Annotated in this window: 15 protein-coding genes and 1 tRNA gene; 10 read left to right on the top strand and 6 right to left on the bottom strand. The window is 67.3% G+C overall.

Features of this window, described 5'->3' with window-relative positions; all coding sequences use genetic code 11:
* Window positions 1-116: 116 nt before the first annotated feature.
* Together ACP7A5_RS08700 and ACP7A5_RS08705 are read right to left on the bottom strand one after the other, a co-directional pair.
* Window positions 117-734 (bottom strand): DUF6655 family protein, encoded by a 618-nt coding sequence (locus ACP7A5_RS08700; protein WP_426041552.1) that lies wholly within the window; start codon window positions 732-734, stop codon window positions 117-119.
* A gap of 2 nt (window positions 735-736) precedes the next feature.
* On the bottom strand, window positions 737-1,177 hold the full coding sequence (locus ACP7A5_RS08705; protein ID WP_426041553.1) for a VOC family protein: 441 nt from the start codon (window positions 1,175-1,177) through the stop codon (window positions 737-739).
* Between the two features lie 174 nt (window positions 1,178-1,351).
* Here ACP7A5_RS08705 and ACP7A5_RS08710 point away from each other — a divergent pair, with 174 nt between their 5' ends.
* Both ACP7A5_RS08710 and ACP7A5_RS08715 read left to right on the top strand, forming a co-directional pair.
* Window positions 1,352-3,337, top strand: coding sequence for a CASTOR/POLLUX-related putative ion channel (locus ACP7A5_RS08710; RefSeq protein ID WP_426041554.1), 1,986 nt, complete (start codon window positions 1,352-1,354; stop codon window positions 3,335-3,337).
* 99 nt (window positions 3,338-3,436) lie between these two features.
* A complete protein-coding gene (locus ACP7A5_RS08715; protein ID WP_426041555.1) occupies window positions 3,437-3,763 on the top strand; it encodes a zf-TFIIB domain-containing protein in 327 nt (108 codons plus the stop codon).
* A gap of 165 nt (window positions 3,764-3,928) precedes the next feature.
* Here the strand turns inward: ACP7A5_RS08715 and ACP7A5_RS08720 are convergent, their stop codons facing one another.
* Window positions 3,929-5,641, bottom strand: coding sequence for a hypothetical protein (locus ACP7A5_RS08720; protein ID WP_426041556.1), 1,713 nt, complete (start codon window positions 5,639-5,641; stop codon window positions 3,929-3,931).
* A 187-nt stretch (window positions 5,642-5,828) separates the two neighbouring features.
* On the opposite strand from ACP7A5_RS08720, the gene ACP7A5_RS08725 reads away from it, so the two are divergent.
* The 5 genes from ACP7A5_RS08725 to ACP7A5_RS08745 all read left to right on the top strand — a co-directional run bounded on the left by ACP7A5_RS08725 (window position 5,829) and on the right by ACP7A5_RS08745 (window position 9,355).
* Window positions 5,829-6,533 carry a response regulator transcription factor gene (locus ACP7A5_RS08725; protein WP_303694605.1) on the top strand — a complete coding sequence of 235 codons (705 nt, stop codon included), beginning with the start codon at window positions 5,829-5,831 and terminating at the stop codon, window positions 6,531-6,533.
* Window positions 6,502-8,130: a stimulus-sensing domain-containing protein gene (locus tag ACP7A5_RS08730; RefSeq protein WP_426041557.1), complete on the top strand. Its 1,629-nt coding sequence runs from the start codon at window positions 6,502-6,504 to the stop codon at window positions 8,128-8,130. The genes ACP7A5_RS08725 and ACP7A5_RS08730 overlap by 32 nt, the downstream gene beginning before the upstream one ends.
* Window positions 8,127-8,549, top strand: a complete 423-nt coding sequence (locus ACP7A5_RS08735) for an HPr kinase/phosphorylase (protein WP_426041558.1) — start codon at window positions 8,127-8,129, stop codon at window positions 8,547-8,549. The genes ACP7A5_RS08730 and ACP7A5_RS08735 overlap by 4 nt, the downstream gene beginning before the upstream one ends.
* A gap of 108 nt (window positions 8,550-8,657) precedes the next feature.
* Window positions 8,658-9,062 (top strand): PTS sugar transporter subunit IIA, encoded by a 405-nt coding sequence (locus ACP7A5_RS08740; RefSeq protein WP_271084494.1) that lies wholly within the window; start codon window positions 8,658-8,660, stop codon window positions 9,060-9,062.
* Between the two features lie 5 nt (window positions 9,063-9,067).
* The gene (locus ACP7A5_RS08745) at window positions 9,068-9,355 is read left to right on the top strand and encodes an HPr family phosphocarrier protein (protein ID WP_426041559.1); all 288 of its coding nucleotides are present in this window, start codon (window positions 9,068-9,070) and stop codon (window positions 9,353-9,355) included.
* A 51-nt stretch (window positions 9,356-9,406) separates the two neighbouring features.
* On the opposite strand, the gene ACP7A5_RS08750 is transcribed toward ACP7A5_RS08745, so the two are convergent.
* The 3 genes from ACP7A5_RS08750 to ACP7A5_RS08760 all read right to left on the bottom strand — a co-directional run bounded on the left by ACP7A5_RS08750 (window position 9,407) and on the right by ACP7A5_RS08760 (window position 10,772).
* Window positions 9,407-10,366 (bottom strand): rhodanese-related sulfurtransferase, encoded by a 960-nt coding sequence (locus ACP7A5_RS08750; RefSeq protein ID WP_426041560.1) that lies wholly within the window; start codon window positions 10,364-10,366, stop codon window positions 9,407-9,409.
* Entirely contained in the window at window positions 10,363-10,605 is a 243-nt protein-coding gene (locus ACP7A5_RS08755; protein ID WP_426041561.1) for a GIY-YIG nuclease family protein, read from the bottom strand. The genes ACP7A5_RS08750 and ACP7A5_RS08755 overlap by 4 nt, the downstream gene beginning before the upstream one ends.
* Window positions 10,606-10,696: 91 nt before the next feature.
* A tRNA-Ala gene (locus tag ACP7A5_RS08760) sits at window positions 10,697-10,772 on the bottom strand.
* A 145-nt stretch (window positions 10,773-10,917) separates the two neighbouring features.
* Here ACP7A5_RS08760 and ACP7A5_RS08765 point away from each other — a divergent pair.
* The 3 genes from ACP7A5_RS08765 (at window position 10,918) to ACP7A5_RS08775 (ending at window position 12,782) form a co-directional block, all read left to right on the top strand.
* Window positions 10,918-11,223 (top strand): YggT family protein, encoded by a 306-nt coding sequence (locus tag ACP7A5_RS08765; RefSeq protein ID WP_303694612.1) that lies wholly within the window; start codon window positions 10,918-10,920, stop codon window positions 11,221-11,223.
* A 120-nt stretch (window positions 11,224-11,343) separates the two neighbouring features.
* Window positions 11,344-12,225: a 3-hydroxybutyryl-CoA dehydrogenase gene (locus ACP7A5_RS08770; RefSeq protein WP_426041562.1), complete on the top strand. Its 882-nt coding sequence runs from the start codon at window positions 11,344-11,346 to the stop codon at window positions 12,223-12,225.
* Window positions 12,225-12,782 (top strand): DUF5671 domain-containing protein, encoded by a 558-nt coding sequence (locus ACP7A5_RS08775; protein ID WP_426041563.1) that lies wholly within the window; start codon window positions 12,225-12,227, stop codon window positions 12,780-12,782. The genes ACP7A5_RS08770 and ACP7A5_RS08775 overlap by 1 nt, the downstream gene beginning before the upstream one ends.
* The last annotated feature ends 67 nt before the right edge of the window (window positions 12,783-12,849 follow it).

Raw genomic sequence — 12,849 nt, forward strand, 5'->3', positions numbered from 1 at the left:
CTCGAAGAACGCCCACTCCGCATCCGACATCAAACCACGAACCATGGCTGCTCTCCGCAAAGAACAGCCTTGAATCAGCGATCAGCTGATTTGGGAATCCACTTTGTCCACATCACCTAGAACTCGCGCCAGCTGTCGCCGGGGTCGCGCTCGCCGGGCCGGGCCGACTGCTGGCCCCAGCTGACCATCATCAGCAGCTTGTGGCTGCGGATGCGGTATTCGCCGATCATCGGGCTGACGGCCCCCAGGGGAGCGCCCGTGCGCGCATCATAGACGAAGCCGGAAAACTCGGCGACGCCGACCCGGTCGCGACGGCTGTAGAGGCTGAGCTCGGGAATCGAGACGACGTTCAGGTTCTCGTTGATCGGCAGGGCCAGCGGCGGCAGGCCGACGACCCGGCGCATCTGCTCCAGCGACAGGGCCCCGGCGCGCAGCTCGAACACGGCATCGGCCTGGGCCTTGTCGTCGGCCAGGGCGAAACCGGCCTCGGACAATGCGGATCGGATGGCCGAGGTCGCATAGGCCGAGCCCTCTCCCTGCATGTAGCGGCTCTCGACGAAGACCCGCGATCCGGGCGGAATCGGCAGACGCAGCCCATCGACGGCCTGATCGGCGGCGCGCGCCATCAGCAGCTGTTCCGTCGCCGTCCGGCCCGGGTTGGTTTCCGACGTCGAGGCGCATCCGGCCAGGAGGGCGGCCAGCACGACCGCGACGCCCGGCAGGATCAGACGCACGCCTACCAGGTCCCGGTATTGGGCATGGACAGCCACGGCTCGGCGGGCTCCAGCGGCGCCCCTTCCTGCAGCAGTTCGATCGAGATGCCGTCCGGCGAGTGGACGAAGGCCATATTGCCGTCGCGGGGCGGGCGGTTGATGACCACGCCCGAGTCCATCAGCCGCTGGCAGGTCGCATGGATGTCATCGACCTTGTAGGCGAGGTGGCCGAAATTCCGGCCGCCCGTATAGACCTCGGGGTCCCAGTTCCAGGTCAGCTCGACCTCGGGCGATCGCTCGGCGGCCGAGCGATCCTTGTCCTTCGGCGCGGCGAGGAAGACGAGGGTGAACCGCCCCTTCTCGTTCTCGAGACGACGGACCTCCTCCAGGCCCAGCTGGGTGGTCCAGAAATGCAGTGAGGCGTCCAGGTCGGCGACCCGGACCATGGTGTGCAGATAGCGCATGAGATCGCCTCAGGCTAAGAGGGAGAAGGCCCGCCTTCTAGTCGGGAATCGTCGGCTTCCAAAGGCCGGAAAAGCGCTCTAAGCGTGGCGGCTCAACGTCCTTGCACGAATTGTCGCAGGACGCAGCCGTCGGCCAGGGGGGCGGGCGGACAGCCAGGGACAGTCAGCCGCTTCATGGGATCGCTCACTCGCGCCAACGCGGCGCGCAGCGCCGGCAAGGGCGCAGCCGCCAAACCGAACACCACCAAGGGACAGCAGGTCGGCGACGTCAGTCTCGGCGAACGGCTGAAGTACGGCTTCGACAAATCCATGGCCGGCGGACCGGTCGCCCTGGTCGGCTGGCTGAGCCTGGTGACTCTTGTGGTGATCGTGATCGCCGCGACCATCCTGGCGATCAGCCGGATGGGCCCGGATGGCGGCTTCAACTTCTTCGAGGCTGCCTGGCAGTCGCTGATGCGGACGATGGACGCCGGCACGATGGGCGGCGACTCCGGTTGGCCGTTCCGCTTCCTGACCCTGTTCGTGACCCTGATGGGCATCCTGGTCTTCTCGGCCCTGATCTCGATCATCTCGGCGGGCCTGGACGCCAAGATCGACGAGGCCCGCAAGGGCCGCTCGCGCGTCCTCGAAACTGATCACACCATCATCCTGAACTGGTCGGCGTCGATCTTCGACATCATCTCCGAACTGGTCATCGCCAACGAGAGCCGGAAGAACCCGCGCATCGTCATCATGGCCAACAAGGACAAGGTCGAGATGGAGGACGAGATCTCGGACAAGGTGTCCGATCTCAAGAACACCCAGATCATCTGCCGCTCGGGCGATCCGACCGACCTGTTCGACCTCTCGATCGTCAACCCTCAGGCCTGCCGTTCGATCATCGTGGTGTCGCCGGAAGGCGCCGAGGATCCCGACAGCCAGGTGATCAAGACGGTCCTGGCCCTGACCAACGATCCCAAGCGCCGCGAGGCCCGCTATCAGATCGCCGCCGAACTGCGCGACGCCAAAAACGCCGAGGTTGCCCGCATCGTCGGCGGCGACGAGGTCCAGCTGGTGCTCGCCGACGACCTGATCTCGCGCATCGTGGTCCAGTCCAGCCGCCAGGCCGGCCTCTCGGCCGTCTATTCCGAGCTGCTCGATTTCGACGGCTGCGAAATCTACACGACCGAGCTCGAGGAGCTGACCGGCGTGACCTATGGCGACGCCGTCATGGGTTATGAGGACTCCGCCCTGATCGGCATCCGCTATCCCGACGGCCGGGTGCGGATGAACCCGCCGATGGACGAGATTATCGTCGCCGGCTCGCGCGCGATCATCATCGCCGAGGACGACGCAGCCATCAAACTGACCCCGCTGCCCGAGGACGCCATCGACGCCTCGGCGATCCGCAAGCCCAAGGTGGTGCGCCGCAAGGCTGAACGCACCCTGATCATCGGCTGGAACCGTCGCGGTCCGATGATCGCCTATGAGCTGTCGAAATACGTGCGCCCCGGCTCGACCCTCGTGGTGGCCGGCGACACCCCCGGCTTCGCCGAGGAGATCGCGTCCATGCCGCTCGGGTCGACCAATATGAAGGTCACATCGAAGACCATCGACACCAGCCACTCGGCCTCGATCGAGGCGCTGGACCCGGTCAGCTACGACTCCATCATGGTGCTGGGCTATTCCGACACCATGGAAGCCCAGTCGGCCGACACCCGGACGCTGATCACCCTGCTGCACCTGCGCAAACTCTCCGAGCGGCTGGGCACCCACATCAGCGTGGTCTCGGAGATGATCGACATCCGCAACCGCGAGCTGGCCGAGGTCACCCGCGCCGACGACTTCGTGGTGTCCAACAAGCTGGTCAGCCTGATGTTGGCCCAGGCGTCCGAGAACGAATACCTCAGCTCGATCTTCGACGACCTGCTGGATGAGGACGGCTCGGAAATCTACATGCGCCCGGTTGGCGACTATGTGGACCTGTCCGGGCCGGTGACCTTCTACACGATCGCCGAGGCCGCCCGTCAGCGCGGCGAGACCGCCATCGGCTATCGGCGCAAGCGCGAGAGCGAGGCCGGCGACGACCGCAACATGGGCGGGGTGGTGGTCAATCCGGCCAAGTCCGAGGCGCTCGACTATCTGCCCGAAGACCGCATCATTGTCCTGGCGGAGGACTGATCGCATCGATCGGGGCGGGGCTGCGACACCCCGCCCCGCTTGGCGCGTCTGGCCAGAGGCTCCATCTATAGTCGAAACTTGTCGCCTAGGAGACCGCCGTTGCCCCTTCTGATGTGCCCCAACGACAATGCCCAGATGCAGACGCTGGATCGCAACGGCGTCCAGTTCGACATGTGTCCCAGCTGTCGCGGCGTCTGGCTGGATCGCGGCGAGCTCGAGAAGCTGATGGAGAGCGCCGCCGCCAATGCCGTGGCCTCCGCGCCCCCGCCGCAGGCCCAGGCCTATGCGCCGCCGCCCCAGCAGAGCCAGCCCTGGGGCCAGGCTCCGCAGCAGCCGCAGTATCGCGAACAGCCGCGCTATCGCGACGACGACGACAATCGCTACAAAAAGAAGAAGCGCGACAGCATCTTCGACATCTTCGACTGACGTCGAGCGTCGCCTCCCCGTCGCGACGCGATGGGGAGGTGGATCCGGAGCGAAGCGGAGGAGACGGAAGAGGGTCTCGCCGCAGTCCAGAACCCCTTCGTCAGCTCGCGAAGAGGCTCGCTGTCCCCTCCCCACGCCTGCGGCGCAGGGAGGAGACATATCTATTCAGGCCGCCAACCCCGCCGCCTTCATCAGGGACTTCAGCGGCGCAAGGCTTTCCGGCGCGGCGGTCAGGGCGGCCCGGGAGTGGGGTGCGCGAAACAGCTTGATTGCCTCGGCCTTGGCCCGGTCTGCGGCCGGACCCAGCGGCGCGGTCTCGCCGGCGGCGAGGCGCAGCAGGGCCGACAGCTTTTGCTGCACCGGCGCGGTCGCCCGGGAGAGCTGGACGGTCAGCCTGGCTTCGGCCTCGACCACGCCGCCGACATGGCCGATGGAGGTCATGATCTGTTCGGTGTCGTGCTCAGAAAGCGCGGCCGCCTTCACCGATCGATTCAGCTGGGCCAGGACCTGAAGCTTCCTGGAGGCGGTCGGCCCGTTGAGGCGCATCTCGCTCTCGAAGCGCAGCGAGGTGACGCAGGCGGACAGCCAGCGCGCGGCGGAGCGCTTGTTCGCATTGCCGGTGACGTTCTCGCACAGGCGCGTCAGCTGTTCGGCCTCGCACAGGACGGTCTCGCAGGGCACGACATAGGCCTGGACGAAGTCGGCGGTGACCAGGCTCTTGGACCGTTCGGTGAAGGCGGTCTGGACCTCGTCCAGCGTCAGCAGCCGCCCAGCCGTGGCGGTCAGCGACATGGCGAGCGCGCGCAGGATGTCGATCTCGCCGGGCGCATCGGCGGGACGCAGGCGGCGCTGTCCCATCAGTTCGCGCAGCACCATACGAGCGAGCGACGCGGCGAGGATCGGGTACTCCCCGGCCTCGATCCGGGCCCCCAGCCGGGCCGCCGGACCGTCGACCGACGGCATCAGAAGGGCCATACGCGGATCGTGACGGATCAGCATCTCGATCTCGCGCGGCGCGACCATCCGCACCACGGCGGCCAGGCTGCCGCCCTGGTCCAGCGCGGGCCCCAGGATTTCCGACAGGTTGGTCCGCGCGCCCAGTTGCTCGCACAGGATCTGTTCGATCGCGACCATCACCATGGCGCGCGGCGCGCCCTCGCCCGGCGCCCGATCGGCCAGGTCCATCAGCCGGTCGAGACGCGGCCGCGCCCCGCGGGCGCCGGCCAGCGCGCCGGCGATGACCCCGCCCATGATGAAGGCGCGATCCGAGGCGCCCGCCAGCTTCTCGGCCACATCGGCCAGCGACCGGTTGGCCAGGTCGGGGAAGGTTCCCTTGCGCCCGGCGGACATCACCCGTTCCATCGCCTGCCCGACGAGCTTCTGATAGTGACGGATCAGCTCGTGCGAGGCCTGACCCGTGGCCTGGCTCTCGGGAATGACGACCTTCTGGATCGCGTGCTGCAGTTCGACGCCGGACGCCTCGAGCTTTTCGACCAGATCCGGCCGGTGCAGAAGCTCGAAGACGGTGATGCCGTTGCGCCCGAGCCAGTCCTCCAGCACCCGTCCGATCAGCTCGCGGGCATGCGGTGCGTAGAGGTCCTGCGGGCCCAGGCAGTTCGAGCGCTCTTCGTCGGCGTTGACGAGGCGCTTCTTCGGCGCTTCCGGCACGCCCTTGGTCAGGACGGTGTGGCTGCTGAACTCCATCGTGTCCGGATCCAGCGTCTCCCTGGTGACCCGCACCGCCACGGCGTGCTTGTCCTTCAGGATTTCCTCGGCGGTATCGACGGCGTGCTTGCGCTCTTCGGTCGCCAGCATCAGCGACCACGGCGCGGGCGCCGTCTTGCGGATATAGAGCTCGTAGTGGACAGGTCCGGCCATCGGGTCGCTTTCTGCGGTCTTGGCCGCAGGTTAGGCCCCAAGGCTTTAAGCTCCCGTTTCGCGAACGAAATCTGGCGCTGGGGCGACTGTGGCCGTAAAGTCACCGTGATCGCGGGCGAACGGTAACGCTTGTCGTGCGTTCAAACGCTCCCGACTTCGGTCAGGATCAGACGAGGAGACCTTCATATTGGCCAACATCACCCTGGTGGACGACGACGAGAACATCGTCGCCTCCGTGTCGCTGGCTCTGGAGAGCCACGGTCACAAGGTGGTCGCCTACCACGATGGCGCCACGGGCCTTGAGGCGCTGGAGGCCTCGCCGCCGGACCTGGCCATCCTTGACGTGAAGATGCCCCGGATGGACGGCATGGAGGTGCTGCGTCGCCTGCGCCAGACCAGCCAGATCCCGGTCATCATGCTGACGTCCAAGGACGAGGAGATCGACGAGATCCTCGGCTTCAACCTCGGGGCCGACGACTACATCCACAAGCCGTTCAGCCAACGCCTTCTGATCGAACGGGTGAAGGCCCTGTTGCGCCGCTCGGGCGGCGACGGCGGCGAGCCGGAACCCTCGGCCGAGATTTCCGGCAAGGCCATCCGGCGCGGCAAGCTGGTCATGGACCCGGCGCGGCACGAAAGCACCTGGGACGGTCGCGCGGTCAAGCTGACCGTCACCGAGTTTCTTCTCCTGCAGGCCCTGGCCCAGCGCCCCGGTTTCGTGAAGAGCCGGGACAACCTGATGGACGCCGCCTACGACGATCAGGTCTATGTCGACGACCGCACCATCGACAGCCACGTCAAGCGGATGCGCAAGAAGTTCCGGGTCGTCGATCCCGAGTTCGACGCGATCGAGACCCTGTATGGCGTCGGTTATCGATACCGCGAGAGCTGACGCTTCGGAGCCGTCCGAGGATCTGCCGCCGCGCCGCCGTCTAATCCGCTTCGGCGGGTCGCGGCTCGGCGGTCTGATCCTCGCGCTGAACCTTCTCAGCCTGCTGATCCTTTTCGGCGGGGCCCTGGCGCTGAACGAGTGGAGTACCGGGCTGATCAAGACGCGGCAGGAATCCCTGCTGGGCCAGGCCGAACTGCTGGCCAAGGTGCTGAGCGACGAGGACTACACCCGCGGCGAGCCGATCCCGGAGCTGAACCCGACCCAGTCGGCCAAGGTCCTGATCGACCGGTTCGTGCCGGCGGGCCAGCGCGCCCGCATCTTTGATCGCGACGGCGTCCTGATCGCCGACAGTTTCGACGTGTCCGACACGATCGAGGGGCACCCCCTGCCGCCGGCGCGCCCGGCCGGCACGCCGGCGGCGCCCGACCCCGTCGACGCCAAGGCGGCCGCAAACCTCGAACGGGCCAATGCGGCGCTGGACGAGGAAATCCTTGCGGCTCTGGCGGGCAATGCCCAGGCCGCGGTGCGGCGGTCGGAGAACGGTGACCGGGTCGTGTCCGTCTCCCTGCCGATCCGCCATGTGCAGCAAGTGCTGGGCGTCCTGACGCTGGAGGCCGGAGACGTCGACCAGATCCTGGACGCCCAGCGGCGCGCGCTGGTGCCGTTCGCCCTGGTGGCCCTGGGGGTGAACCTGCTGGCCTCCCTGCTGCTGCACCTGTTCGTGGCCCGCCCTGTCATGCGGCTGTCGGCGGCGGCGGATCAGGTCCGGCTGCAGCGCGCCCGCGCCATCTCCCTGCCGGACCTGGAGGATCGTCGCGACGAGATCGGCGATCTGGCCCGGTCGCTGGAATCGATGACCGACACCCTGTCGACGCGGATGGACGCCATCGAACGGTTCGCCGCCGACGTGGCGCACGAGATCAAGAACCCCCTGACTTCGATCCGCTCGGCGCTGGAAACCCTCGATCTGGTTCAGGACAAGGACAAGCGCGACCGCCTGACCGCCGTGCTGCAACAGGATGTACGGCGGCTGGACCGGTTGATCACCGACATCTCCAATGCCTCGCGCCTCGATGCGGAGCTGTCGCGCGATCGGCCGCGCCCCGTCGATCTGGCGGCCCTGCTGACCGAGATCGTCGGCGTCTACGAAACCACCGGAAAGCCCGGGGAGGCGCCGGTGACGCTGGACCTCGCCGTCGATGCGCCAGCGCGGGTCATGGGGCGCGACGGGCCGCTGGGCCAGGTGTTCCGCAACCTGATCGATAATGCTCGCTCCTTCAGCCCGACGGGCGCGACCGTGCGGATCGCGGTGCGTCGGGACGAGACCGACACCCTCTTGCCGCTGCGGATAGCGGTCGAGGACGATGGTCCGGGCATCCCGCCCGAGAACCTGGAGACGGTGTTCGAGCGGTTCTACACGTCGCGGCCACGGGGCGCGGCCTTCGGCTCCAACTCCGGCCTCGGCCTGTCCATCGTGCGCCAGATCGTCGAGGCCCACGGCGGTCGGGTCACGGCCACGAACCGGCTGGACGCCTCGGGCGCTGTCAAAGGCGCGCGGTTCGACGTGGCCCTGCCCGCCGTCGGCCGCCGACCGTGAGCCAGCCTGTCCATGCCACCGCCGTCGCCCGGTACGCCTCTGGCGGCTGGCATGGCGTCCTGCTGCGCGGCCCGTCGGGGGCCGGAAAGAGCGATCTGGCGCTGCGCCTGATCGACGCGGGCTGGCGTCTGGTCGCCGACGACTACGCCTGGGTCTGGACCTCCGACGGCCGTCTGTTCGCCTCCGCGCCCGAACCTATCGCCGGACGGATCGAGGCGCGGGGCCTCGACGTTCTGGACGCCGCTTTCCGGCCCCTGGCGCGCATCGTCCTGCTGGTCGACTGCGTCCGGACGACGCCGGAACGGCTGCCCGAACCGCAATGGGAGACCCTCGACGGCGTCCGCCTGCCGCGCCTGATCGTGGATGTCCGCCCGGCCTCGGCGGCTGCGACTCTGGCGCTCGCCATCGACCGGCTTTAATCGCAGATCGGTTTGGCCTATCTATGCCCGCTAGGGTCGGAGCGGGGGCTTCCGATCCACCGCATAGGGGATACCCAGCGTTGCAGTCGCTTTCATGATCGGCTCGGCATGATCGGCCTGGTGATCGTCACCCACGGCGGACTCGCGTCCGAATTCCTGTCCGCCATGGAGCATGTGGTCGGCCCCCAGCGCGGGGTCGCGGCCATCTGCATCGGGCCAGAGGACGACATGGAACGGCGCCGCCGTGACATCGTCGACGCCGCCGCCGCCGTCGATGACGGATCGGGCGTCATCCTCCTGACCGACATGTTCGGCGGCACGCCCTCGAACCTGGCCATCTCGGTGATGGAACAGACCCACGCCGAGGTCATCGCCGGGCTCAACCTGCCCATGCTGATCAAGCTGGCCAGCGTGCGCGGCCGCGAAACCCTCGAAACCTGCGTGGCTCATGCCCAGGACGCGGGCCGCAAATACATCTCCGTGGCCTCCTGGGTCCTGGCGGGCGAGAAGTAGCTTCCATGGGTCAGACCATGCCGACCGCGAAGGCGACCGCGAACATCTGCAACACGCGCGGCCTGCATGCCCGGGCCTCGGCGAAATTCGTGAAACTGGCCTCCAGCTTCGAGGCCGAGATCCAGGTGACCCGCGACGGCGTCACGGTGGACGCACGCTCGATCATGGGCCTGTTGATGCTCGGCGCCGGAAACGGTTGTTCGATCGAGATCACGGCCGAGGGTTCAGACGCCCGGGACGCCATCGACGCCCTCAATGACCTGGTCTCCCGCAAGTTCGACGAAGACCAGTAGGGGCTTTTTAGCAGGCTATCGCGCGCGACGCGGTCGCTTGCTGCTTGAGCCTTAGTCCCCGCCCTGCCTCGCCCCGATGTGGGCGATGCCCAGCCGCTTCGCGATCCTGACCTGACGATCCCGCTCCAGCGCCGCCTCGCGCTGTTCTTCGGTCCGCGCACCGTGGCACCGCTCGCAGCAGACGCCCTCGACATAGAGCGGCGACGTCCGCCCCTCCGGACTGACCGGCATCCGGCACCCCCGGCAGAGGGTGTGCGTCCCTTCGGCCAGTCCATGCCCCACCGCGACCCGCTCGTCGAACACGAAGCATTCGCCTTTCCACAGGCTCCCGGCTTCCGGCACCGTCTCGAGATAGCGAAGGATCCCGCCCTGCAGATGGAAGACGTCCGTCACTCCCTCTGACTTCAGGAAGGCCGTCGACTTCTCGCAGCGGATGCCGCCGGTGCAGTACATGGCCACCTTCGGCGGGTTCGGCCCCATCTCTCGTTTCTTGGCGAGCAGGGCGCGCCCCTCGGTCCGGAACCACTCGGGGAAATCCCGGAACGACCGGGTGTTCGGCTGCACCGCCCCGACAAACGCCCCGACCTCGCCCTCGTAGTCATTGCGGGTGTCGATCACGATCGTGTCCGGATCGGCGATCAGGGCGTTCCAGTCCTCGGGCGCAACATAGGTCCCGGCGTTCGCGGCCGGTTCCAGGTCGGGCAGGCCCAGGGTGACGATCTCGGGCTTCACCCGCACCTTCAGCCGATGAAACGGCATCCGCTCGGCGGAAGAATATTTGACGTCGGACTCCGCGAAGCCGGGCAGGGCGGTCAGCCCGTCGATGACCCGCGCGACCGCGTCCCCGGGCCCGGCGATCGTCCCGTTCACGCCCTCATGCGCCACCAGCAGGGTGCCGCGCACCTCGGCGCCGCAGAGTCGTTCGAGGTCGTCCCGCAGGCGGACGGGATCGGCGACGGCGGCGAACCGGTAAAGGGCCGCGACGCGGACGGAGGCGCTGTCGGTAGTCACCAGAGACGCTTTCGAGCAAAGGCGTGGCCAGAGCCAACTTTCAGATAGCGTTCAAACGTCTGGGCTTTGGCGGGGTCGGTAAATGCCAGGTAGGTCACCAGCCGCCACGGCTTGAATTTGGACGTATGCGGCGATTGTCCGGCGTTATGAGCTGCAAGACGTGCCTTCAGATCATCAGTCATGCCGACATAGCGCTCATCTGGCCAGTCGATGCTTTGCAGCAAATAAACATACCGCATCGGAACCGGCCCTCCTTCGCCAAGGCTTCGGAGGGCATCCTACTTCGCGCCTGAAAAGAAGGGGACCTGTCCTACGAAGCGCGAAATAGGATGGTGGAGCCGAGGGGAGTCGAACCCCTGACCTCGTCATTGCGAACGACGCGCTCTACCAACTGAGCTACGGCCCCGTTTTCCGGGTGACAGGCGAGCGCGGGACATAGGCGGGCGCAAGGCGAGGTGTCAACGGGCCGCACGCCGCCCCTCCGGGGAATCCTTGGCCTCGGGCGATTGGCCCGCTAGAAGCGGCGTTCATTTCTTGAAGGAGTTCCCCGCATGGGAATGGCGATCGTCTGGCTCATCAACGCCATCATCAGCCTGATGACCTGGTTCATCATCGGCTCGGCGATCCTCAGCTGGCTGTTCGCCTTCGATGTGATCAACCACCGCAACCGCTTCGTGAACCAGCTGGCCGGATTCCTCGACGCGGTGACGCGGCCCCTGATGGAGCCGTTCCGGCGGATCATCCCCCCGCTGGGCGGCATCGACATCTCGCCGATCGTCGTGCTGCTGCTGCTCAATTTCGCGCGGATCGCCTTCAACAACATGGCCGCCGGCCCGATCATCGCCCTGCTGGGGTGATGTCGGCGCGCCCCGGGCCGTGGCGCAGGCGCCGCAGTGCGACATTCCAGCCTTGCGCCGCGCCCGGACGCTCTTAAGGTGCCCCGGCCCGGGCGAGACGCCGCTTTTGACCACGACTAGATGACCTCCACGATCAAGACAGTCGCCGTGATCGGCGCCGGCCAGATGGGTGTCGGCATCGCCCATGCCGTGGCCCTGGGCGGATATCAGGTGCGGCTGTACGATGTCGCTGCCGAGCGGCTGCCCATGGCGCTGGGCGTCATCGCCGCCTCCCTGGCCCGCCAGGTCGAGCGCGGCGGCGTGACCCAGGCCCAGGCCGATACGGCCCTGGCCAACATTTCCGGCGTCGAGACCCTGGCCGAGGCCGGAAAGTCCGACCTTGTCATCGAAGCCGCCGTCGAGGACGAGGCGACCAAGAAGGCGGTGTTCGCCGAACTGGTCCCCCATCTGGGCGCCGACACCCTGCTGGCCTCCAACACCTCCTCGATCTCGATCACCCGGCTGGCGTCCGCGACGGACCGGCCGGACCGGTTCATCGGCCTGCATTTCATGAAGCCGGCCCCGGTGATGAAACTGGTGGAGATCATCCGCGGCATCGCCACCTCGGCCGCGACCTACGACGCCGCCGTCGCCTTCGCCGAAAGCCTGGGCAAGACCACCACCAATGCCGAGGACTTCCCCGCCTTCATCGTCAACCGCATCCTTGTGCCGATGATCAACGAGGCGATCTATGTCCTGTACGAGGGCGTCGGCAACGTCGCCTCGATCGACAAGGCGCTGAAGCTGGGCGCCAACCATCCGATGGGGCCGCTGGAGCTGGCCGACTTCATGGGTCTGGACGTCGTCCTGGCCATCATGAACGTGCTCTACGACGGGCTGGCCGACAGCAAATACCGGCCCTGCCCGCTGCTGGTGAAATATGTCGAGGCCGGCTGGCTGGGGTGCAAGTCCGGACGCGGCTTCTACGACTATTCCGGCGACGTTCCGGTCCCGACCCGCTGATGGCCCGGTTCGACACCCCCGCCGATCTTCCCGGTCAGGCGCCGGTCATCTGGCGCCGGACCCGTGCGGCAATTCCCCTGGCTGCGCTGGCGGGCGTCATGTGGCCGCCGCTGATCCTGACGCTGCTGGTCTGGCCGCCCCAGAACTGGATTCCGGGTCGGGAAATCGACTGGCGGCTGACGGTTCTGCTGATCGGCATGATCGCCGTGCCCGCCGGCCTGTGGTCGATCCGGCGCGAGCGGGACCGTCGCGGTCGCCCGGCCTCGCGCCTCGGCGTCGTGTGGCGCTTCATGCTGTATGGTGGCTTGCTGGCCGCCGCAGCCCAGACGGTGCTCGCCCTGGGCATGATGGTCTATGGCTGGGTCCAGTCGGGCGACCTCGGCCAGGGAGTCGGCGCCACCGAAACCACCCTGCTGATCTATGGCGTCGCCGGCCTGCCGGTCGCGATCCTGGTCGGCGTCAGCTACGCCCTGTGGGCCGGCCTCTGCGCCGCCTTCATCGCCTTCATCCCCGCGCCCGAGCAGGTGAAGGACCGTCTGGGCGTTCTCGGCCACTGACGCTGCGGTCATCGTCCGGTTTACGCCTGACAGCATTGCGTTAGAGTTGCGGGATGATTGCTTTGGG

It is taken from the genome of Brevundimonas sp. TWP2-3-4b1 (assembly GCF_049897665.1).
GTDB classification, from domain to species: domain Bacteria; phylum Pseudomonadota; class Alphaproteobacteria; order Caulobacterales; family Caulobacteraceae; genus Brevundimonas; species Brevundimonas subvibrioides_B.

What these genes read in the sequence shown, in the direction of transcription:
- ACP7A5_RS08710 (WP_426041554.1), top strand. Translation starts at nt 1,352, where the DNA reads ATGGGATCGCTCACTCGCGCCAACGCGGCGCGCAGCGCCGGCAAGGGC.
- ACP7A5_RS08755 (WP_426041561.1), bottom strand. Translation starts at nt 10,605, where the DNA reads ATGCGGTATGTTTATTTGCTGCAAAGCATCGACTGGCCAGATGAGCGC.
- ACP7A5_RS08740 (WP_271084494.1), top strand. Translation starts at nt 8,658, where the DNA reads ATGATCGGCCTGGTGATCGTCACCCACGGCGGACTCGCGTCCGAATTC.
- ACP7A5_RS08775 (WP_426041563.1), top strand. Translation starts at nt 12,225, where the DNA reads ATGGCCCGGTTCGACACCCCCGCCGATCTTCCCGGTCAGGCGCCGGTC.
- ACP7A5_RS08730 (WP_426041557.1), top strand. Translation starts at nt 6,502, where the DNA reads ATGGCGTCGGTTATCGATACCGCGAGAGCTGACGCTTCGGAGCCGTCC.
- ACP7A5_RS08705 (WP_426041553.1), bottom strand. Translation starts at nt 1,177, where the DNA reads ATGCGCTATCTGCACACCATGGTCCGGGTCGCCGACCTGGACGCCTCA.
- ACP7A5_RS08745 (WP_426041559.1), top strand. Translation starts at nt 9,068, where the DNA reads ATGGGTCAGACCATGCCGACCGCGAAGGCGACCGCGAACATCTGCAAC.
- ACP7A5_RS08770 (WP_426041562.1), top strand. Translation starts at nt 11,344, where the DNA reads ATGACCTCCACGATCAAGACAGTCGCCGTGATCGGCGCCGGCCAGATG.
- ACP7A5_RS08765 (WP_303694612.1), top strand. Translation starts at nt 10,918, where the DNA reads ATGGGAATGGCGATCGTCTGGCTCATCAACGCCATCATCAGCCTGATG.
- ACP7A5_RS08720 (WP_426041556.1), bottom strand. Translation starts at nt 5,641, where the DNA reads ATGGCCGGACCTGTCCACTACGAGCTCTATATCCGCAAGACGGCGCCC.